This window comes from Streptomyces sp. JL2001 (assembly GCF_050917515.1).
GTDB lineage: Bacteria > Actinomycetota > Actinomycetes > Streptomycetales > Streptomycetaceae > Streptomyces.
The window spans coordinates 6,532,340-6,552,552 of the sequence record NZ_CP169421.1 but is presented as its reverse complement, the minus strand read 5'-3'; the positions used below and the strand labels follow the sequence as shown (position 1 = coordinate 6,552,552).

17 protein-coding genes are annotated in these 20,213 nt (G+C 73.5%); 8 read left to right on the top strand and 9 right to left on the bottom strand.

All coding sequences use genetic code 11. From position 1 onward, the window contains the following. Positions 1-32: 32 nt before the first annotated feature. A complete protein-coding gene (locus ACE1OA_RS29285) occupies positions 33-3,674 on the bottom strand; it encodes a hydantoinase B/oxoprolinase family protein (RefSeq protein WP_432753611.1) in 3,642 nt (1,213 codons plus the stop codon). Between the two features lie 179 nt (positions 3,675-3,853). Between ACE1OA_RS29285 and ACE1OA_RS29280 the strand changes: the two genes are divergently transcribed. Beyond that, complete coding sequence (locus ACE1OA_RS29280) at positions 3,854-4,348, top strand: suppressor of fused domain protein (RefSeq protein WP_386543476.1); 495 nt, start codon at positions 3,854-3,856, stop codon at positions 4,346-4,348. Positions 4,349-4,642: 294 nt separating this feature from the next. Here the strand turns inward: ACE1OA_RS29280 and ACE1OA_RS29275 are convergent, their stop codons facing one another. Then, positions 4,643-6,058 (bottom strand): HEAT repeat domain-containing protein, encoded by a 1,416-nt coding sequence (locus ACE1OA_RS29275; protein ID WP_361312072.1) that lies wholly within the window; start codon positions 6,056-6,058, stop codon positions 4,643-4,645. Positions 6,059-6,301: 243 nt separating this feature from the next. Beyond that, positions 6,302-6,694 carry an ankyrin repeat domain-containing protein gene (locus ACE1OA_RS29270; RefSeq protein ID WP_356778087.1) on the bottom strand — a complete coding sequence of 131 codons (393 nt, stop codon included), beginning with the start codon at positions 6,692-6,694 and terminating at the stop codon, positions 6,302-6,304. Positions 6,695-7,160: 466 nt separating this feature from the next. Here ACE1OA_RS29270 and ACE1OA_RS29265 point away from each other — a divergent pair, with 466 nt between their 5' ends. Together ACE1OA_RS29265 and ACE1OA_RS29260 are read left to right on the top strand one after the other, a co-directional pair. After that, positions 7,161-7,355 carry a hypothetical protein gene (locus ACE1OA_RS29265; protein WP_147976179.1) on the top strand — a complete coding sequence of 65 codons (195 nt, stop codon included), beginning with the start codon at positions 7,161-7,163 and terminating at the stop codon, positions 7,353-7,355. Between the two features lie 37 nt (positions 7,356-7,392). After that, positions 7,393-9,042 carry a hypothetical protein gene (locus tag ACE1OA_RS29260; RefSeq protein ID WP_356778089.1) on the top strand — a complete coding sequence of 550 codons (1,650 nt, stop codon included), beginning with the start codon at positions 7,393-7,395 and terminating at the stop codon, positions 9,040-9,042. A gap of 119 nt (positions 9,043-9,161) precedes the next feature. On the opposite strand, the gene ACE1OA_RS29255 is transcribed toward ACE1OA_RS29260, so the two are convergent. After that, entirely contained in the window at positions 9,162-10,661 is a 1,500-nt protein-coding gene (locus ACE1OA_RS29255) for a PLP-dependent aminotransferase family protein (protein WP_356600768.1), read from the bottom strand. Positions 10,662-10,763: 102 nt separating this feature from the next. Between ACE1OA_RS29255 and ACE1OA_RS29250 the strand changes: the two genes are divergently transcribed. The 4 genes from ACE1OA_RS29250 (at position 10,764) to ACE1OA_RS29235 (ending at position 14,231) form a co-directional block, all read left to right on the top strand. Beyond that, on the top strand, positions 10,764-11,444 hold the full coding sequence (locus ACE1OA_RS29250) for a YczE/YyaS/YitT family protein (protein ID WP_356600770.1): 681 nt from the start codon (positions 10,764-10,766) through the stop codon (positions 11,442-11,444). Beyond that, a complete protein-coding gene (locus ACE1OA_RS29245; protein WP_386543695.1) occupies positions 11,441-12,205 on the top strand; it encodes a glycerophosphodiester phosphodiesterase in 765 nt (254 codons plus the stop codon). The genes ACE1OA_RS29250 and ACE1OA_RS29245 overlap by 4 nt, the downstream gene beginning before the upstream one ends. A gap of 40 nt (positions 12,206-12,245) precedes the next feature. Beyond that, positions 12,246-13,601 (top strand): MFS transporter, encoded by a 1,356-nt coding sequence (locus ACE1OA_RS29240; RefSeq protein ID WP_356600772.1) that lies wholly within the window; start codon positions 12,246-12,248, stop codon positions 13,599-13,601. Between the two features lie 255 nt (positions 13,602-13,856). After that, positions 13,857-14,231, top strand: a complete 375-nt coding sequence (locus ACE1OA_RS29235) for an RNA polymerase-binding protein RbpA (protein WP_026278069.1) — start codon at positions 13,857-13,859, stop codon at positions 14,229-14,231. Positions 14,232-14,442: 211 nt separating this feature from the next. On the opposite strand, the gene fxsA is transcribed toward ACE1OA_RS29235, so the two are convergent. The 4 genes from fxsA to ACE1OA_RS29215 all read right to left on the bottom strand — a co-directional run bounded on the left by fxsA (position 14,443) and on the right by ACE1OA_RS29215 (position 18,496). Beyond that, positions 14,443-15,033 (bottom strand): FxsA family membrane protein, encoded by a 591-nt coding sequence (gene fxsA / locus ACE1OA_RS29230; RefSeq protein ID WP_386543697.1) that lies wholly within the window; start codon positions 15,031-15,033, stop codon positions 14,443-14,445. 47 nt (positions 15,034-15,080) lie between these two features. Further along, positions 15,081-15,860, bottom strand: coding sequence for a polyprenol monophosphomannose synthase (locus ACE1OA_RS29225; protein WP_356600776.1), 780 nt, complete (start codon positions 15,858-15,860; stop codon positions 15,081-15,083). A gap of 520 nt (positions 15,861-16,380) precedes the next feature. Next, a complete protein-coding gene (locus tag ACE1OA_RS29220) occupies positions 16,381-18,000 on the bottom strand; it encodes an amidohydrolase (protein WP_356600778.1) in 1,620 nt (539 codons plus the stop codon). Positions 18,001-18,055: 55 nt separating this feature from the next. Continuing rightward, the gene (locus ACE1OA_RS29215; RefSeq protein ID WP_017242178.1) at positions 18,056-18,496 is read right to left on the bottom strand and encodes an Lrp/AsnC family transcriptional regulator; all 441 of its coding nucleotides are present in this window, start codon (positions 18,494-18,496) and stop codon (positions 18,056-18,058) included. Between the two features lie 225 nt (positions 18,497-18,721). Here ACE1OA_RS29215 and ACE1OA_RS29210 point away from each other — a divergent pair, with 225 nt between their 5' ends. Next, the gene (locus tag ACE1OA_RS29210) at positions 18,722-19,090 is read left to right on the top strand and encodes a hypothetical protein (protein ID WP_386543700.1); all 369 of its coding nucleotides are present in this window, start codon (positions 18,722-18,724) and stop codon (positions 19,088-19,090) included. A 21-nt stretch (positions 19,091-19,111) separates the two neighbouring features. On the opposite strand, the gene ACE1OA_RS29205 is transcribed toward ACE1OA_RS29210, so the two are convergent. Next, complete coding sequence (locus ACE1OA_RS29205) at positions 19,112-20,212, bottom strand: phosphotransferase family protein (protein ID WP_356778097.1); 1,101 nt, start codon at positions 20,210-20,212, stop codon at positions 19,112-19,114. Position 20,213 lies beyond the last annotated feature (1 nt).

The window sequence follows — 20,213 nt, the reverse complement described above, 5'->3', positions numbered from 1 at the left end:
GCAGCCGTACCGGCCGGGGCGCAGGGCCCGGGTCACGCCTCGGGGGGTGCGCAGCCGCCTCCCGGGGCCGACTCCCCGGCGGTCGTTCGGGGCGGGCCGTATCCTCCGCCGCCGGGGGTGCGCAGCACGAGCACGTCGTCCGGGCCGACGTCGGTGGTGTCGGCGCCCCGCAGCCGGTCGACGGTGCCGTCGGCGCGCTCCACGCGGTTGTCGCCGAGGGCGCCCGGCTCGCCGCCGGCCATCCCGTACGGCGGCACCCGGCGGTGGCCGGTCAGCAGGGCCACGGTCATCGGCTCCAGGAAACGGAGGCGGCGTTCGACGCCGTCGCCGCCGCACCACCGGCCGCGGCCGCCGCTTCCCTCGCGGACGGTGAAGGCGTCGACCCGGACCGGGTGGCGCCATTCCAGGATCTCGGGGTCGGTGAGCCGGGAGTTGGTCATGTGGGTCTGGACGGCGTCGGCGCCGTCGAAGCCGTCCCCCGCGCCGGAGCCGCTCGCGACCGTCTCGTAGTACTGGACGCGGGCGTTGCCGAACGTCACGTTGTTCATCGTGCCCGAGCCCTCGGCCTGGACGCCGAGAGCGGCGTAGAGGGCGCCGGTGACGGCCTGGGAGGTCTCCACGTTGCCCGCGACGGTCGCGGCGGGATGGACGGGGGCGAGCATCGAGCCGGGCGGGACGCGGACCTCCAGTGGTTCGAGGCAGCCGCTGTTGAGGGGGATGTCCTCGTCGACGAGGGTCCGGAAGACGTACAGGACGGCGGCCATGACCACGGACGTCGGCGCGTTGGTGTTGCCGGGCCGCTGCGGGGACGTGCCGGCGAAGTCGATGACGGCGGAACGCCGTTCGCGGTCGACCCGGACGGCGACCTGGATCACGGCTCCGTCGTCGGTCTCGTAGCGGTACGCGCCGTCCCGCAGCCCGCCGACGATCCGGCGGACGGACTCCTCGGCGTTGGCCCGCACGTGCCGCATGTAGGCGTGGACCACGTCGAGGCCGAACTGGTCGACCATGCGGCGCAGTTCCTCGATGCCCTTCTCGTTGGCGGCGATCTGGGCGCGCAGGTCGGCGAGGTTGGTGTCCGGGTCGCGGGAGGGGTACGGCGCGCCGGTGAGCAGGGCCCGGGTCTCGTCCTCGCGCAGCCGGCCGTCGCGGACCAGCAGCCAGTCGTCGAAGAGGACGCCCTCCTCGTGGACGGTCCGGCTGAAGGCGGGCATGGAGCCGGGGGTGATGCCGCCGATCTCGGCGTGGTGGCCTCGGGAGGCGACGAGGAAGAGGAGCTTCTCCCCCGCGTCGTCGTGGACCGGTGTCACCACCGTGACGTCGGGCAGATGGGTCCCGCCGTGGTACGGGTCGTTGATCGCGTACACGTCGCCCGGGCGGAGCCGGTCGCCGCCCCGGCGCAGCACCTCCTTGATGGACTCGCCCATGGAGCCCAGGTGGACCGGGATGTGGGGCGCGTTGGCGATGAGGTTGCCCTCGGCGTCGAACAGGGCGCAGGAGAAGTCCAGGCGTTCCTTGATGTTGACGGAGTGGGCCGTGTTCTCCAGCCGGACGCCCATCTGCTCGGCGATCGCCATGAAGAGGTTGTTGAAGACCTCCAGCAGGACGGGGTCGACGTCCGTTCCGACGGCGACCCGGGCCGGGCGGGGCCGGACGCGGGTGAGGACGAGGCGGCCGTCGTCGCCGGTCTCCGCGCGCCAGCCGGGGTCGACGACGGTGGTGGCGTCGGCCTCGGCGAGGATCGCCGGCCCGTCGACGGTGTCGCCCGGGCGCAGCTCCTCGCGCCGGTACAGCGGAGTGTCCGCGGGCTCCCCGCCGCCGAAGGCGCGGACGGTGGCCCGCGGTACCGGGGCGGCCCGCCGGCCGCCGGGCCCGGCCGCCACCGGGCCGTGCGGCCCGGCGCGTCCGACGGCCTCGACCGAGACGGCCTCGACGACGAGCGGCTTGTCCATGGTGAAGGCGTAGCGCGCGCGATGGGCCGCGGTGAACGCGGCCGTCATCTCCGCGGGCGGGGCGAGATCGACCGGAAGGCTCGCGTCCGTGCCGGCGTAGCGCAGCAGGACGCGCGCGCGGGTGCTGATCGCCGAGTCCGGCAGCCGGTCCTCGCGCAGCTCCGCACGGGTCCGGTCGGCGAGTCCGGCGCAGAGCTCCGCGACCCGCGCGGGGGTGCCGGGGGCGTCGAGCTCGGCCTCGACGGACTGCTCGCGCATGGCCGTGGCGTCGGCGAGGCCGATGCCGTACGCGGACAGGACGCCGGCGAGCGGGGGCACGAGGACGGTGTCGATGCCGAGCGCGTCGGCGACGGCGCAGGCGTGCTGCCCGCCGGCGCCGCCGAAGCTCGTGAGGGCGTAGCGGGTGACGTCGTGGCCGCGTTCGACGGAGATCTTCTTGACGGCGTTCGCCATGTTGAGGACGGCGATCTCCAGGAAGCCGGCGGCGACCTCCTCGGGCGTGCGTCCGCCGCCGACCCGCTCGGCGAGCGCGGTGAACCTCTCCCGTACGACGTCGGCGTCGAGGGGCTGGTCGCCGCGGGGGCCGAACACGGCGGGGAAGTGGTCGGGCTGGACGCGGCCGAGCATCACGTTGGCGTCGGTGACGGTCAGCGGCCCGTCGCGGCGGTAGCAGGCGGGGCCGGGCACCGCGCCGGCGGAGTCCGGGCCGACGCGGTAGCGCCGCCCGTCGTAGTGGAGGACGGAGCCGCCGCCCGCGGCGACGGTGTGGATGCTCATCATGGGGGCCCGCATGCGCACCCCGGCGACCTGGGTGCCCAGTTCGCGTTCGAACGCGCCGGCGTAGTGCGACACGTCGGTGGAGGTGCCGCCCATGTCGAAGCCGATGACGCGGTCGAAGCCCGCGCGCTGCGCGGTGCGGGCCATGCCGACGACGCCGCCGGCCGGACCGGACAGGACCGCGTCCTTGCCGCGGAAGTGGGCGGCCTCGCGCAGGCCGCCGTTGGACTGCATGAACATCAGCCGCACTCCGGCGAGTTCGCCGGCCACCTGGTCGACGTAGCGGCGGAGGATCGGCGAGAGGTACGCGTCGACGACGGTGGTGTCGCCGCGCGGCACGAGCTTGATGAGCGGGCTGACCTCGTGGGAGCTGCTGACCTGGGGGAAGCCCGCGGCGCGGGCGAGGGCGGCGACGCGGACCTCGTGCTCGGGGTGCCGGTAGCCGTGCAGGAGGACGACGGCGGCGGACCGGAAGCCGTCGCGGAACGCGGCCGCGAGCCCGGCGGCGACGGCGCCCTCGTCGAGCGGCCGCACGAGACGGCCGTGGGCGTCGACGCGTTCGGGGACCTCGATCACCCGCTCGTGGACGGCCTCCGGGAGCACGATGTGGCGGTCGAAGAGCCGGGGCCGGTTCTGGTAGGCGATGCGCAGGGCGTCCCGGAAGCCCTCCGTGACGAGGAGGACGGTCGGCTCGCCCCGCCGTTCCAGGAGCGCGTTCGTGGCGACGGTCGTGCCCATCTTGACGACGTCGATCCGCTCGGCGGGCACGGGTTCGTCCGGTGCGAGCCCGAGGAGGAGGCGGATGCCCGCGACGGCGGCGTCCTGCGGGCGGGCCGGATCGTGGGAGAGGAGCTTGCGGGTGACGAGCCGGCCGTCGGGCCGTCGGCCCACGATGTCGGTGAAGGTGCCGCCACGGTCGATCCAGAACTCCCAGCGCCCGCTCATCCCCCCATTGTGGCCACGGAGGCCTCCGGGGACATGGTGAGGCCGGCACCCGACCCCGGCCGATGGGCCGCGGCCGCCTCGGGCATCATGATCGGATGCCGGCCACCTCAGCACGCGCCGCTCTTCTCGATCACCTCCGTCGGACCTTCCCTGGTCGCGTCATCGATGAGGTCCCGGGTGTGGACGGACCCATCGAGGACCGCGTGCCCGGATTCCGGGTGTTCCGGATTCATCCCGCGCATCCGGGCGGCTGGTGGCTGTACGTGACGTCGGGCTGCTGGGAGGCGACCCGGCACGACGGCCACGGCATGGAGTTCTTCCTCGCGGCACCGCGCGACGAATGGATCAACCTGGAGAACGTCACCGTCAACGCGTACTACCACTGCGGACCGGAGCATCAGCGACTCGACGTCGGACACACCGTCCCCATCGGCCGACCGTGGCTCGATGACTCCGACTGCGACCACTACCTGGTGAGCCTGCCGTATCCCTTCGGACCCGAATTCGAGGTCTGCGAGTGGGAAGGCGGGGCCCATGCCCGGATCCTGTGGCTGTTGCCGATCACCGCAGCGGAGAAGGACTTCCGTCGGGAGAAGGGACTCGAGGCCCTCGAGGCCCGTTTCGACGAGCATGCGATCGACCCCGTCGATCCGAAGCGGGCCTCCGTGGCCTGAGACGGGCGGGCGGAGACGAGAACGGGCTGCGACGACCGGACCCTCCTGCGGGGACGCGGTCCGGGCCGCGGCGAGGTCCCGGCCCTCCCCGGAGCTCCGGTATGGCCGGCCCTCGGGAAGCCCCGGCCGCGCCTCGCGCCGGCACCGGGGCGGGGCCACATTCGGCGGGGGTCTCCCGCCGCAGGCCGCGCCGCCCCGGTACCCGGGCGCTTCGCCGTCGTCTCCCGTCACCGCCCCGGGCCTGCCGGAGCACACCGGCCCCGGAGAGACGGGGTCCCGGTCCGGCCCGCCGGCTCAGACCTGCAGGTCGGGGCCTATCCGGTTGCGTACCGCCGTCTGGACCTCGGCCTCCTCGGCGGGGTCCGCGGCGAGACGGCGCAGTCGCTCCGCGACGCGCACGTCACCGGTCTCGGCGTGCAGCGCCGCGACCTCGCGGGTCGTCTCCTCGCAGTCCCAGAGGCATTCGACGGCGAATCCCGTCGCGTAGGTGGGGTCGGTGGCCGCGAGGGCGCGGGCCGTCCGGCCGCGCAGCTGGGACGAGGCGGTCTCCCGGTAGACGTGCCGCAGCACGGGAGCGGCGCAGGCGATGCCGAGACGGCCGGTGCCGTCGACCAGGGCGTAGAGGGCGGTGGCGTCGGGCCCCTCGGCCCGGACGGTCTCGCGCAGGGCGCCGAGCACCAGCTGGGCGTCCTGGGCCCCGCCACGGCAGGCGAGGACCGCGGCGGCCGCGGCGCCGAGGGCGTCGGGCCGGTGGACCCAGCCGCGGGCGCGGTCGACGGCGGCCTCGCCGCACATCCGCTCGAAGGCCGAGACGGCCGCTTCGGCGAGGGTGTGGGAGCCGTCGGACGCCGCGGCCTCGATGAGGTCGAGGACGGCGGGATCGCGGGCCTCGGCCAGGTAGTGGAGGGCGGCGCAGCGCGCCCCGTCCGGGCCTCGGCGGGCCGCGTCGAGGATGGCGGGCCGGTCGTCGGGGCCGGCCACGGCGTTCAGGCAGCGGGCGGCGGGTCCGTGCAGGACCGTGCCGCGCTCCAGACCCTCCTGGGCCCAGTCGAAGACGGCCTGGACGCTCCAGCCGGGCCGGGGCCCGCTGGGTCGCATCTGACGCTGCCACCGGTCGAAGGAGCCCCGTTCCTGGGCGGCCCTGACCCGGGTGCCGACGGCGTCGCGCTGGTCCTCGGCCCACAGCCGCCACGGCCGGGGCTCGAAGGCGTCGCGCACGGCGCAGGCCAGTTCGGCGTCGCCCTCCGGGGTGGCCGGGAAGCGGGCGAGCACCGGGACGGCGAGCGAGCGCAGGCCCGCGTCGTCGTCGCGCAGGGCGAGCTCGTCGAGCGCCCAGGCCCAGTTGCTGCCGGTGGCGGCGTACCGCCGGAGCAGCGCCAGGGCGTCCGGGCGGCCGTAGGACGCGAGGTGCCCCAGGACGGCGAGCGCGAGCCCGGTCCTGTTCTCCTCGGTGTCGAGGTGGTCCTCGGCCGCGAAGAGGTGGGTCTCGATGACGTCGAGCCCGCCGTGCAGGTCGAGGTACAGGCGTGCGTAGTAGAGGGAGCGGTTCTCGACCTGCCAGTCGTGGCGGGGGTCGCTGAGAACGCAGTGGTTGAGGGCCGCGAGGGCCTCGGCGCGCGGCGCGGCGAGCGCGTGCAGGGTGCCGTCGCCGCGGCCCCTCTGCAGCAGGCCGAGCAGGGTGCCGCTCGGCGCTATGACTGGATCGAACATGGAAGATGCCTCACATCAAGCTGTCGACACGACCGGGGAGTACCGGGGACTGGTGATCGCCTAGGCCGCGCAGCAACATGTAGGGCCGCCCGTCGTCCTTCGCTTGGTGTGCTCCATCTTCCTCTGCCTCTCGTCGGTGGTCCCGTGCGGGCCCGACGTCATGATGACCCAGCCATTTCGCCACCGCGACCACATTTACGACACCGCTCTCACCTGGGGTTCAGTGCACGTTCACCCGGAACGTCACCGGGCGTCGAACAGCTCCAGCACTTCTGCCTTCCCAAACATCCGAGCAGTATCCACGGCGGACGGAGTCCCCGCTTCCGGATTTGCCCCGCCGGCGAGCAGTGCGCGGATCACGGCGTCCTCGCCCTTGAAGACCGCGCCGGCGAGCGGGGTCTGTCCGCGGTCGTTCGCGCGGTCCGCGTCGGCGCCGCGGGCGAGCAGGGCCGCCACCGCGTCGGCGTGCCCGTGGTACGCGGCGAGCATGACGAGGGAGTCGCCCTTGTCGTTGGTGAGGTTCGCGGGCACACCCGCGTCGACATAGGCGGCCAGTGCCTCGGCGTCGCCTCCGCGCGCCAGGTCGAAGACCTTGCCGGCCAGTTCGACGACCTCGGGGTCGGGGGTCTCGCTCATCGGACGTGTCCGCCTTTCCGTTCGGTGCTGTTCGTGCCGCGTACGGCCGTGGACCCGCGCGCAACGCGACCGCGGCCGTACGAGTGAATCGACAGGGTACTGCCCGTCGGACGACATGACGCGGCGCGTCCACGGCAAAGATCACCGCAGCTCACACCCGGGCGCCGGCGCGCCGAGCACCCACCTCACAGCCGGTGCGGCCCCGGTGTGAGCCCGCCCCCGCACACCGCTCCGCCCCGCCCCCCGGCCCCGACCGGACCGACCCCCTCCGCCCCCGTCCGCCTCGACCGAGCCGACCGCCGCGCTAGCGCGCTCCGCGCGATTCGCCACTCGGGCCACACCCCTTCGTCCGCCAGTCAAGTGAAATCGCCCGCATTTCACCCGTATGCACCTTTAGTCGCATAGATACTTGCTGTGAACCTGGAAGGACTCATGGTGACTGTCCCCTCAACCAGGAGAACCCCAAATGATCCTGTCCATCTCAGGCGTCGTCCTGCTCGGCATCATCTGCTTCCTGTTCTTCAAGAAGGACGGCATGAAGGCGTCGCACGCCTTCGTCAGCGCCCTCTTCGGTTTCTACCTCGCGGGCACGGCCATCGCCCCGAGCATCACCGCAGGCGGACAGAGCCTCGCCAGCCTCTTGGGCGGGATCAAGTTCTGACGTTCCACAGCCCCTTCCACAACTCCAGGAGTACGACGTGGCCCGGCGACCACTCCCCCGCATCCTGAGCAGCGGCAGCGCCCAGATCGCTCGCAGTCGAGAGATCGCGCGCACGGCCGCCGACAACGCCACCGATGTGCTCCATCCGCTGATCACCATCTCGCGTGGTCTGCGGAAGCTGGCCGCGACCGCGCGGGCCAGGTGGGCCGCGACCCCCAAGGAACGGCGCGGTCCCACGCTGTTCCTGGTCGCGGCCTGCGTCTTCGTCGTCGCCCTCGTGCCGTACGGGCCGCTGCTGGCTCTGGTGTCGGTGATGGGCGCCGCCGCGTGGAAGGGGCGGGAGCGCCCGGTCGTGAAGACCGGACCCGACGACGCCGAGATCGAACGGCTCAAGGGCCTCTACGAGGCTCTGGTGCCGTACTTCTCCGTCCCCGAGGACCCGGCCCCCCTGTTCTCCCACGGCGGCGACTGGAGCGGCGCCTTCGCGGACCACGCCTTCGACGACGCCGGCCGCCCGACGCGTCTGCGGATCAGCTACCCCGCCTACTTCACGGACGGCGAGCCCGCCGCGCGGGCCCGCATCGAGGCCCTGCTGCACGCCAAGTCCGGGCGCGGCCGCGAGTACCACTTCGAGTGGGACGAGGAGGGCAACAAGCTGGTCATGACCGTGCTGCCCGCCCTGCCCACCGACATCGCCGCCCAGCGCTTCGTGACCGCGCCCGGCGAGACCGTCCTCGGCTTCACCGACGCCGATTCCGTGCCGCGCACGGTCCCGGTGCTGGCCGCCGACGGACCGCAGGACGCTCCCCCGGTCGTGTGGCGCACCGGCCCCCGTTCCACCGAGCCGCACCTGCTGGCCGTCGGCCCGCCCGGCAGCGGCACCACCTCCCTGCTGCGCTCCCTCGCGCTCCAGGCCCTGCCGTACGGCGACGTCCTCGTCGTCGAGGGCAGCGGCACGGGCGAGTACGCCTGCCTCACCGGCCGTGCCGGTGTCCTGGCCGTCGAGTGCGGTCTGGCGGGCGCGCTGGCGAGTCTGGAGTGGGCGGCCCACGAGACCGAACGGCGGCTGATCGCGGCGAACCGGGCCCGCCAGGCGGGCCACCCGGCCCCCGAGGACACCAAGCGCCCGCTGTGGATCCTGCTCGACCGACCCAGCGTGCTCGGTCACCTGGCGGCGGCCGACGGCCGGAGCGACCCGCAGGACCTGCTCCAGGTCCCGCTGCGGCACGGACGCGCCGCACAGGTCACGGTGGTGGTGGCCGAGCAGTTCGACGGCCTCGACGCCCTGTCCGAGACGGTGTGGACGCACACCCGCGCCCGGGTCGCCCTCGGGCCCGCGTCCGCGGAGCAGATCGCCTCCGTCCTCGGCGTCCCGCCGCACACCACGCCGACCCCGGTCGTCCCGCCCGGCCGCGGCTACGCCCGCCTCGGCACCGGCCCGGCCCTCCGTCTCCAAGTGCCGGCCACACCCGACCCGTACGACGACGCGACGAGCGAGGCCCACCGGCTCGCCGTGCTGGAACTCCTGCCGGAGCGGCTGAACGGCACGGGAACGGCGGTCGAGCCCGTTCCCGGCTCGGCGCCCGACCCGGCACCCGCCCTGGCGCCGGACACGGCCCGCACGCCCGCGCCGGTCGGCGACCCCGGCCCGCCGCCCCTGCACGCGCCGGTCCCGGCCGAGGGCTGAGCGCGGGCGGGAACGGCCGGAGGCCCGGCGCGGACGACCGTCCGCGCCGGGCCTCCGGCGTCACACCCCGACGGGAGCCAGGTCCGGGCGTCCCGGCGGGCGCCCGGCTCCCTCGCCCCTCACGCCACGAAGGCCCGCGGCGGCTCGATGCCCGTCGCCGCGCCCGACTCGACCAGGCGGGCCGCCGCCGCGAGCCGGGCGGCCGCCTCCTCCGCGACCGGGCCGCCGACCGTGAAGGGCAGCCGGACATAGCCCTCGAAGGCGCCGTCCACCCCGAAGCGCGGGCCGGAGGGGACGCGGACGCCGACCCGCTCGCCGACCTCCGCGAGGCGGGAGCCGGAGAGACCGCCCGTGCGGACCCACAGCGTCAGGCCGCCGCGCGGCACGTCGAACTCCCACTCGGGAAGCCGGTCGCGCACGGCCGCGACGAGCGCGTCCCGGTTCTCCCGGGCCTGGCTGCGGCGGATCGTGACGGCCTGGTCCCAGCCGCCGGTCCGCATCAGCCAGTTGACGCCGAGCTGTTCGAGGACCGGCGTGCCGAGGTCCGCGTAGGCCCGCGCCGCCACCAGCGAGCGGATCACGTCGGGTGCGGCCCGCACCCAGCCGATCCGCATGCCGGCCCAGAACGCCTTGCTCGCCGAGCCGACCGTCAGGACCGTCGATCCGGCCGGGTCGAAGGCGCACACCGGGCGGGGCATCTCCAGCCCGTCCTCCAGGTACAGCTCGGACATGGTCTCGTCCACGACGAGCACGGTGCCCGCCGAACGGGCCGCGTCGACCAGCTGCCGGCGCTGGTCCTCGTCGGCCAGTGCCCCGGTCGGGTTGTGGAAGTCGGCGACCACGTACGCCAGCCGCGGGGCCGCGTCCCGCAGCACCTGCCGCCAGCGGTTCAGGTCCCAGCCCGCGAGGCCCTCGGCCATCGCGACCGGGACGAGCCGGGCACCGGCCTCCCGCATGAGCTGGAGGATGTTGGCGTAGGACGGGGACTCGACGGCGATCCGCTCGCCGCGCCCCGCGAAGAGATGGCAGATGGCGTCGATCGCGCCCATCGCCCCGGTGGTCACCATGATCTGCTCGGGCATGGTGGGGATGCCGCGCGCGGTGTACCGGTCGGCGAGCATCTGGCGCAGCGCGGGCAGCCCGGCCGGGTAGTCCCCGTGCGTGTGGGCGTACGGCGGCAGCTCCTCCAGGGCCCCCTGGACGCCTCGGGTCAGCCAGGGCTCGGGCGCGGGCAGCGCGGCGCAGCCGAGGTCGATCATCGAACCGAGCGACTCCGGGGGCAGGGGTTCCAGCCCGCGTGCGGGCAGCGGGTTCCCGGCCGGCACGGCGGTCCAGCTGCCGGCCCCGCGCCGCGACTCCAGGAAGCCCTCCGCGCGCAGCGCCTCGTAGGCGGCGGCCACCGTCGTACGGCTGACGGTGAGCGCCACGGCCAGTTCGCGTTCGGCGGGGAGCCGGGCGGCGACCGGGACCCTGCCCTCCAGGACGAGCAGCCGGATACCGTCGGCCAGCGCGCGGTAGGCGGGCGGCTTGCGGGCGCCCGGTCCGGCGGGGCGGGGCTGCTGCGCCTGCAGCTGCCGGGCCAACTGGGCCGGTCCCACCGCCGAGGTCCACTGAGCCATGGAAATCAGTCCACCTTCGTCGAATTGGCCATGGTTGGCGTGCCTTCCCCCGCCACAGAGTGTCATGAGTCAGTCCACTCCCACCACACAGGGGGCATTCCTTTGTCCATCGCCTCCGGCCTCCGCGGCCGGCTCACCGGCCGCCGTCTGCCCCGCCGGCTCACGCAGCTCTACACCGGGCTGGCGCTGTACGGCGTCAGCTCGGCCCTCCTGGTGCGCGGAGGACTGGGCCTGGAGCCGTGGGGCGTACTCCACCAGGGTCTCGCCGAGCGGACCGGACTGACCATCGGCGTCGTGTCGATCATCGTGGGCGCCGTCGTCCTGCTGCTGTGGATCCCGATCCGCCAGAGGCCGGGTCTGGGCACCGTGTCGAACGTCTTCGCGGTGGGCCTGGCGATGGACGGCACGCTCGCCCTGGTCCCGGCCGCCCACGGACTCGCGGCGCGGATCGCCCTGCTCGTGCTCGGCATCGTCCTGAACGGGGTGGCCACCGGCCTCTACATCGCCGCACGCTTCGGACCCGGCCCGCGCGACGGCCTGATGACCGGTCTGCACCGCCTCACCGGCCGCTCGATCCGCCTCGTCCGCACGGCGATCGAGGTCGCCGTGGTCGCCACCGGCTTCCTGCTGGGCGGCTCGGTCGGGGTCGGCACGGTGCTGTACGCGCTGACCATCGGCCCGCTCGCCCAGTTCTTCCTGCGCCGGTTCGCCGTCCCCGAGGAGGACCGCGGCAGCACCGTGGTCGCCTCCGCGGCACCGGGACAGGCCATACTGCGGCCGTGACTGACGTACGCCACCCGTATCTGGACCACCCCGCCCCCATCCCGTTCGCCCACCGCGGGGGTTCGGCCGACGGACTCGAGAACACCGCCGCCGCCTTCCGGCGGGCCGCGGCGGCCGGGTACCGCTACTTCGAGACCGACGTCCACACGACCGCGGACGGGGCCCTCGTGGCCTTCCACGACGCGACGCTCGACCGGGTCACCGACGCCGCCGGACGCATACGTGACCTGCCGTGGGACGCCGTGCGCGAGGCCCGGGTGGCGGGCAAGGAGCCGCTGCCGCTCTTCGAGGACCTGCTGGAGGAGTTCCCCGAGGCCCGCTGGAACGTCGACCTCAAGGCCGAGTCCTCGCTGTTGCCGCTGGTCGAGCTGATCCGCAGGACCGGGGCCTGGGACCGGATCTGCGTGGGCTCCTTCACCGAGAGCCGGGTCGCGCGCGCCCGGCGCCTCGCGGGACCCCGCCTGGCCACCTCGTACGGGGTGAGCGGCGTCCTCGGGCTGCGCCTCCGCTCCTTCGGGATCCCGGCCGCGCTGCGGTCGGGGGCCGTCGCCGCGCAGGTACCGCAGAGCCAGGCGGGTGTCCCGGTGGTCGACCGCCGCTTCGTCCGCGCGGCCCACGCCCGCGGCCTGCAGGTCCATGTGTGGACCATCAATGATCCGGAGCGGATGAACTCTCTCCTCGACCTGGGGGTGGATGGCATCATGACCGATCATCTGGAGACGCTGCGTGCGGTGCTGACCGACCGGGGAGTGTGGGTCTGAGCGCGCGTCCCGCCATGGGCACGACCGAGGGGGCCGCGCTTTGACCGCCAACACCGCAGAGCCGGAGGAGCACGCCGTCGACCCGGCGGACCGCCGGCGCGAACAGCGCGGCTGGTACTTCTACGACTTCGCCTGCTCGGTCTACTCGACGAGCGTCGTCACCGTCTTCCTCGGCCCCTACCTCACGTCCGTGGCCAGGGCGGCGGCGGACGCGGAGGGCTTCGTCCACCCCCTGGGCATCCCGGTGCGGGCGGGTTCGCTCTTCGCCTACGCCGTCTCGGCCTCGATCGTGGTGGCGGTGCTGGTGATGCCGCTGGTGGGCGCGGCGGCGGACCGGACGGGCCGCAAGAAGCCGCTGCTGGCCGCGGCGGCCTATCTCGGCGCGGCGGCCACCCTGGGCATGTTCTTCCTCGACGGCGACCGCTATCTGCTGGGCGCGTTCCTGCTCATCGTCGCGAACGCCTCGCTGGCGGTCTCGATGGTGCTGTACAACGCGTACCTGCCGCAGATCGCCGAGCCGGACGAGCGCGACGCCGTCTCGTCCCGCGGCTGGGCCTTCGGCTACACGTCGGGCGCCCTGGTCCTGGTGCTGAACCTGGTCGTGTACTCCGGCCACGAGAGCCTCGGGCTCTCCGAGGGGACCGCGGTGCGGATCTGCCTCGCCTCGGCCGGGCTGTGGTGGGGAGCCTTCACCCTGGTGCCGCTGCGGCGGCTGCGCGACCGCCGGATACCGCCGAACGCCGAGGGCAGCGTGGGGGGCGGCTGGCGCCAGCTGATGGCGACCCTGCGGGACATGCGCCGGCATCCGCTGACGCTGTCCTTCCTGCTGGCGTACCTGATCTACAACGACGGGGTGCAGACGGTCATCTCGCAGGCGTCGGTCTTCGGCTCCGAGGAGCTGGGGCTCGACCAGACGACGCTGATCACCGCGGTCCTGCTCGTGCAGGTCCTGGCGATCGGGGGCGCGCTGGGCATGGGCCGGATGGCACGGTCGTACGGCGCCAAGCGCACGATCCTGGCGTCGCTTGCCGTCTGGACCCTCATCCTGGCCGCGGGGTACTTCCTGCCGGCCGGCGCGCCGGTGGCGTTCTTCTTCCTGGCGGCGGCGATCGGCCTGGTGCTCGGCGGCAGCCAGGCGCTGTCGCGGTCGCTGTTCTCCCATCTGGTGCCGCGCGGCAAGGAGGCGGAGTACTTCTCGGCCTACGAGATGAGCGACCGCGGCCTGAGCTGGCTGGGGCCACTGGTGTTCGGTCTCGCGTATCAGCTGACCGGCAGCTATCGGGATGCCATCATCTCTCTGGTGATCTTCTTCGTCGTCGGCTTCGTGCTCCTCGCGCGGGTCCCGGTGCGGGAGGCCGTGGCCGCCGCGGGCAACCCGGTTCCTGAACGGATTTAGACGCGGAAGTGAAAGGCCGGTAGTGTACGCCTTTGGCCTGCCAGGCGGACCGTTACTGCGTGCTGACTTAGTGAAGACGCTGGGTGACATCTGCTGCCAGATGTGACAAACCGGGCACTGGTGGGTAGAACAAGGGGCGGCACGACGGGCGACGCATGACCCGGAACGGGAATCTTTACCGCCGACCGGACGTTGACCGGATGACGACGACAGCGACACCTGTCCTGTGGGCGACAAGCCCGGGAGGCACGATTCATGAGTGAGCGAGCTCTTCGCGGCACGCGCCTCGTGGTGACCAGCTACGAGACCGACCGCGGCATCGATCTGGCCCCGCGCCAGGCCGTGGAGTACGCATGCGAGAAGGGCCATCGTTTTGAGATGCCCTTCTCGGTGGAAGCGGAAATTCCGCCGGAGTGGGAGTGCAAGGTCTGCGGCAGCCAGGCACTCCTCGTTGACGGGGACGGCCCCGAAGAGAAGAAGGGCAAGCCGGCGCGTACGCACTGGGACATGCTGATGGAGCGGCGCACCCGCGAGGAGCTGGAGGAGGTGCTGGCCGAGAGGCTGGCGGTCCTTCGTTCCGGCGCCATGAACATCGCGGTCCACCCGCGCGACAGCCGCAAGTCCGCCTGACGGACGGCGCGGCCCGAGCAACGCCGAGGGGCCCGGTACACCACGTGTGTACCGGGCCCCTCGGCGTCGTGCGTGCGGGGTGGGGGGTCCGTCGTGCGGCCGAGGCGCGCCGTCCGTGGGGTGGCCCGGGCGCACGCGAGCGTGACGTCGGAGACCGGCGCCACACCCCCGTCCTGCCGGGACACCCCCTGGAAAGGCGGCAGGGCGCCGCTCACGGAGTCAGCGGGGGCCGGGACTCCCCGGGGCCCCGCGGGCCGGAGGACGCGTCCTCGCGGATGACCTCGCCCGGCACGATCTTGCCGTCCGGGCGGTGGATGCGGGCCTGCTGGAAGGCGTCCTGCAGGCTGCCCGCCGACGCGGCGCTCATCCGGCGCTCGACGGCCTTCTCCGTACGGCGCCCGAGGAACGAGCGGACCGGGGGCACGAGCAGCAGCAGCCCGACGGTGTCGGAGATCAGGCCGGGGATCATCAGCAGCAGACCGCCGAGCATCAGGAAGCCGTTGCGGTCGTCCGCGCCCGCGGGCTCGGCGGACGGGGCGACGCCGGTCTGCGCCGCCTCCTGTGCCTGCTGGAAGGTCCGCGTGAGGTTGCCGAAGGCGCGCCGCCCCGCCCGCTTGATCACCACGGCGCCGAGCACGGCGCCGCCGACCAGCAGACCGAAGACGGCGAGCCCGCCGATCGCGCCCGCCACCACGATGAGCAGCCAGATCTCGAGGACCAGCCAGACGGCGAGGGCGAGCGGGAGGAACGTGCGCGCGCGGGAGCGCTTGGGGGCGAGGGGAGGCTGTGCGCCGGTCGTCATGACCCCCAGTGTGCCTGGCGCCCCGCTAGAACGTCGTAAAGGCGGGATCAGCTCCCGGACCTGCGGCCGAGGAGCTTGCCGACCTTGTTCGCGCGGGCCGTGAGGCCCCAGCCGGTGACCCGCCAGAGGGCCTCGACGACGATGTTGCGGCTCATCTTGGAGTCGCCGATCTCGCGCTCCACGAAGGTGATGGGCACCTCGACGACGTTGAAGCCGGCCGCGACCGCGCGGCGGGCCAGGTCGACCTGGAAGCAGTAGCCGGCCGAGGCGACGTCGTCCAGGCCGAGGCCCTCCAGGGTCTCCTTGCGGAACGCCCGGTAGCCGCCGGTGACGTCACGGATCGGCACGTCGAGCATCACGCGCGAGTAGAGGCTGCCGCCGCGCGAGATGAACTCGCGGGACTTGGGCCAGTTCACGATCCGGCCGCCGGGCACCCAGCGGGAGCCGAGGACCAGGTCGGCGCCCTTGAGCGCGGTGAGCAGCCGCGGCAGCTCCTCGGGCTGGTGGGAGCCGTCGGCGTCCATCTCGACGAGGACGCCGTAGCCGTTCTCGATGCCCCAGCGGAAGCCGGCCAGGTACGCCGCGCCGAGGCCCTCCTTGCCCTTGCGGTGCAGGACGTGGACGTGGTCGTCCTCGGCGGCGAGCTCGTCGGCGAACTTGCCCGTGCCGTCGGGGCTGTTGTCGTCGGCGACGAGGACGTGCGCCTCCGGTACGGCCTCCCGTACACGCGAGACGATCGGCTTGATGTTCTCCGCCTCGTTGTAGGTCGGAATGATCACCAAGGCTCTGCCGAGCGGGCCGTAACGCCTCTGGCCACCGTCGTTCACTGCTGCCCCTTCGGATACCAACGCGAACCCCCACCATAGCGAGCCTGGTCGGCAGCTCGGGTCCCGGCGGGGCGGGTCGAGGATACGGGGCCGTCGCGCGGAACGCCCACGAGCGGTGCGGGATGGGGGCCCGGGGTCCTTCGGGCCGACCTGGGTCCCGCTGGCTGCGGGTCGACCGAGAGCCGTTGTCTACTGAACATCCGGGCCCCACCCGGGTCGCACCCTCCGCCGGAGAAACCTTCCCTCGCCCCCGAGGCGCGGGCGCTGAACCTGGTTCCCGGTGCGGCGCGCCGGTGCGGCACACCGTCCCTTGACCCAGCGGCGTTCGACGACTGCGTGGAGGTTCGAAACCGGTCGGACGTCCTGTGGTGGACCCGCCGAACCTACCGGCCGGTGGCGGCTCGCTGTCAACACTCGTTTGACCTGCGGATACCTCTGATCATGCCTGGTCAGCGGGGAGGATCCGCAGGTCGCCGTCGAGCCGGTGGATCATCGATCGGCGGTACGGAGGTCCCTTACGTCACTCGTTCGGCCGTACGTACACGGTTTGTCCGGACACCACCGTGCGCAGGCACACCGGCAGGTCGGCACCGGGGGTCAGGTCCGGCAGGCCGGGCGTCCCGGAGCGGGGGTCGGTCGACCAGCGGGCGACCCGGTCGTCGGGAGCCTGGACCACCAGCTCGTCCGTGCGCCAGACGGCGTAGTCGGCCGGGGCGCCGGGCACGAGGGTGCCGGCGTCGTCGCGGCCGACCGCCCGCCAGCCGCCCCGCGTGTGGGCGGTGAAGGCGGCACGGACGGAGATCCGGTGCTCGGGGGTGCGGTGGAACGCGGCCGCGCGGACGGTGCCCCAGGGGTCGAGCGGGGTGACCGGGCTGTCCGAACCGAACGCCAGCGGCACGCCCGCGCGCAGCAGGGCGGCGTACGGGTTGAGGGTGCGGGCCCGCTCGGCGCCCAGACGTTCCGCGTACATGCCCTCCTCGCCGCCCCAGGCCGCGTCGAAAGCGGGCTGGACGGACGCGGTGAGGCCGAGTTCGGCGAAGGCGGCGACGGTCTCGGGGGTGAGCATCTCGGCGTGCTCGACGCGGTGGCGGGCCGCGCGGATCCGGGCGAGGCCGAGCTTCTCGGCGGCGGCCCGGACTCCGTCGACGACGGCGCCGACGGCGGCGTCGCCGATCGCGTGGAAGCCGGCCTGGAGCCCGGTCTCGGTGCAGGCGACGACATGGGCGGCGACGGTGTCGGCGTCGAGGTGCGCGACGCCGGTGTGCCCCGCGGCGGCGTGGTCGGCGTAGGGCTCGTGGAGGCACGCGGTGTGCGAGCCGAGCGAGCCGTCCGCGAAGAGGTCGCCGGCCGCGCCGACGGCGCCGAGGGCGCGGGCGCGCTCGACGTCGAGGTCGGCCCAGTAGCCGACCAGCCGCGGACCGGCCTCGTCCCGGGCGAGGTCCAGGAGTCCGGTGAAGTCGGCCTCGGAGGAGATCTCGGGTCCGCCGCACTCGTGCAGGGTGCCGATCCCGAGGGAGGCGGCCCGGGCGCGGGCGGCGCGCTGGGCCTCGGTGCGCTGGGCGGGCGAGATCGCCGCGTAGGCGGCGGCGCGGACGGCGTGGTGGGCGTCCCCGGTCAGGGGCTCGCCGTCCCGGAAGCCGTCGAGCGAGCGGATCCCGGGCACCTGGTCGAGCAGGGCCGTGGTGACGACGGCCGAGTGCACGTCGATCCGGGTCAGGTACAGCGGGCGGCCGCCGGTGAGTTCGTCGAGCTCGTCGCGGCGCGGTGCCCGTCGCTCGGGCCAGCGCGAGGCGTCCCAGCCGTGGCCGATCAGGATGCGGTCCCCGGGACGGGCGGCGGCGTGGGCCCGGATGCGGTCCGCGGCCTCGGCGAGCGAGGTGGCGGTCGACAGGTCGAGGCCGGTCAGCGCGAGACCGGTGGCGGTGGTGTGCACATGGGCGTCGACGAACGCCGGGGTGACCAGAGCGCCGTCGAGGTCGACCACCTCGTCCACCCCGGAGGCGAAGGCGTCGGCCGCCCCCTCCGAGCCGACCCAGGCGACGTGGCCGCGCTCCACCACCATGGCGGTCGCGAAGGGGTCGGCGGGGCTGTGGACTTCTCCACCGCGCAACAGCACGGTGCGGTGTTCGTACTCGCTCATGCGACCAGGCTAAGGGCTGCCCTGTCGTGCCCGGCGGGCGCTGACGGGGCAGCGCTCAGATGCGCGGCGGCCGGGCTTCGTACGGGGTGGACAGGACCACGGTGGTCCGGCTGGAGACGCCGGCCTGCGAACGGATGCGGCTGAGCAGGTGCTCCAGCTCCAGCGGGGTCGCCACGCGCACCTTGAGGATGTAGTTCTCGTCGCCGGCCACGCTGTGGCAGGCCTCGATCTCCGGGATGTCCGCGAGCCGGTCCGGGGTGTCGTCGGGGGCGCTGGGATCGAAGGGTTTGACCGAGATGAAGGCGGTCAGCGGCAGACCGACGGCCTCCGGGTCCACGACGGCGGCGTAGCCGCGGATGACCCCGCGTTGCTCGAGGCGGCGGACGCGCTGATGTACGGCCGAGGTGGACAGGCCCGTGGCCTTGCCCAGGTCGGTGTAGCTCATGCGCCCGTCCTTGACGAGCAACTCAACGATCTGACGATCCAGCTCCTCCATGCGGTCAACCTATTGCCCCGGGCTGTGATCGGCACAGCCGGGTGGCGACCCTTTGGGACGCTTTGGGCACCGCCGGGGCACCTGCGACAGGCATGTGACGAACGCCACAGGTTTGTGGCCGTGCTCGCGCGGCACCTCACGGTTATGCGGTCCGCCGTATGGGAATTGCTTGCTGTGGTCGAGGCCACAAGTACCTGGTCGACCCACCCGAGGGGGAGATTCTCCATGCAGGAGCCTAGTGATTCGGTCGAGGCGACCGACGAGCTCGATGCCTATGACACGTTCGAGATGTTCCGGGTCATCTGCCCGGACTGCGTGCAGCCGATCGGACTGCTCGCGGACGAGGACGTGCTCCCGGAGCACGCGCTGTGCCCCACGCCGTGGAACCCGTTCGTCCTGACGGTCTGCCCCGGCACCGGCCGCGCGGCCTCCGACGCCCGCCCCGCCGACGAGACCCTGGAGCTCCAGGAGCAGGACACCGCGCTCCTGCTGACGCTTCCTCAGGGACTCGACTGGCGGACGCAGCCCTTCTCGCACGTCGGCGGTCCGGGCTCGCGTCCGATCAGGGTGCCGCAGATGCGGCGCGCCGCCTGAGGCGACGCCCGCGCCCGTGGTTCACCAGTAGCTTCCCCGCACCATCGCCGCGAGCGTGGCGTGGTGCAGGATCAGACGGTCCACGTCCTCGGTGCGCTCCGGCACACGGACCTCTCCGAAGTGCGCCTGGCGGTACGCGACCCTGAGCATCACGATCGCGTGCCGCAGCGCCGCGTAGAGGGTGTGGAAGTCCATGTCGCGCGGCGTGTGGCCGGTGAGTCCGGCATAGCGCCGCTCGACCGCGTCCCGGCGCAGGAAGTCCGGCAGGCCGGGCTGGCCGAAGTCCACCGTCAGGTCCTGGAAGAAGCGGTGCAGGTAGACGGTCCAGCCGAGGTCGACCTCGCGCGGGGCCAGGGCCGCCATCTCCCAGTCGAGCACGGCCGCGGGCCGGAACCCGTCGTACACGATGTTGCCGATGCGCGCGTCGCCCCAGTTCAGGACGGCCGGGCCCTCGTCGTCCGGCCAGTGGTCCTCCAGCCAGGCGAAGGCGGACTCGATGAGCGGCGAGGGCGCGAGGCCGTCCACCACCCAGGCGTAGTAGGCGCGCTGGGCGTCGACATGGCGCCGCAGCGGGCTGCCCACGCCGTCCGGGAGGAGGAACTCCGCCTCCTTGGCGGGGAACTGGTCGTGCAGGCGGGCGAGTACGGAGACGGACTCGGCTTCCAGCAGGGCGCGTTCGGCCGGGGTGGCGGCGTGCAGCCAGTTGCCCTCGTACGTGTAGGGCATGACGTCCGGCGGCACGCGGCCCTCGGCGCGCTCCATCACGAAGAAGGGCGCCCCGAGCGGCCCGGGGTCGGGCTCCAGCCAGAGCACGCGCGGGACGGGGAGGTCGGTGTGGTCGCCGACCAGGCTCATCACCCGGTGCTGCCGCTCCATGTCGTACACGGGGAAGATCGTGTAGGCGGAGGGGTCGGCGGCCAGCCGCAGGGCGCAGCCGCGTGCCGGGGCGTCGGGGTGGTCGAGGTCGAAGAGGAGCGTCTCGCTCGACATGCCGTTGGAGCCGGGGACGGCGAGTCCGCCGACCCGGGCGCCGGCGAGGCGGCCGTCGAGCCAGCCGGCGAGTCGTCGGCCGAGCTCTTCGGGGTCACGGGTGGTGGTGCGGGGTCGCGGGGCCGTGGCCATG

Excerpts from the sequence above, each read along its gene's own strand:
- ACE1OA_RS29205 (WP_356778097.1), bottom strand. The coding sequence starts at position 20,212 with ATGGCCACGGCCCCGCGACCCCGCACCACCACCCGTGACCCCGAAGAG.
- ACE1OA_RS29255 (WP_356600768.1), bottom strand. The coding sequence starts at position 10,661 with ATGGCTCAGTGGACCTCGGCGGTGGGACCGGCCCAGTTGGCCCGGCAG.
- ACE1OA_RS29210 (WP_386543700.1), top strand. The coding sequence starts at position 18,722 with ATGCAGGAGCCTAGTGATTCGGTCGAGGCGACCGACGAGCTCGATGCC.
- ACE1OA_RS29265 (WP_147976179.1), top strand. The coding sequence starts at position 7,161 with ATGATCCTGTCCATCTCAGGCGTCGTCCTGCTCGGCATCATCTGCTTC.
- ACE1OA_RS29270 (WP_356778087.1), bottom strand. The coding sequence starts at position 6,694 with ATGAGCGAGACCCCCGACCCCGAGGTCGTCGAACTGGCCGGCAAGGTC.
- ACE1OA_RS29285 (WP_432753611.1), bottom strand. The coding sequence starts at position 3,674 with ATGAGCGGGCGCTGGGAGTTCTGGATCGACCGTGGCGGCACCTTCACC.
- ACE1OA_RS29275 (WP_361312072.1), bottom strand. The coding sequence starts at position 6,058 with ATGTTCGATCCAGTCATAGCGCCGAGCGGCACCCTGCTCGGCCTGCTG.
- fxsA (WP_386543697.1), bottom strand. The coding sequence starts at position 15,033 with ATGACGACCGGCGCACAGCCTCCCCTCGCCCCCAAGCGCTCCCGCGCG.
- ACE1OA_RS29215 (WP_017242178.1), bottom strand. The coding sequence starts at position 18,496 with ATGGAGGAGCTGGATCGTCAGATCGTTGAGTTGCTCGTCAAGGACGGG.
- ACE1OA_RS29220 (WP_356600778.1), bottom strand. The coding sequence starts at position 18,000 with ATGAGCGAGTACGAACACCGCACCGTGCTGTTGCGCGGTGGAGAAGTC.
- ACE1OA_RS29235 (WP_026278069.1), top strand. The coding sequence starts at position 13,857 with ATGAGTGAGCGAGCTCTTCGCGGCACGCGCCTCGTGGTGACCAGCTAC.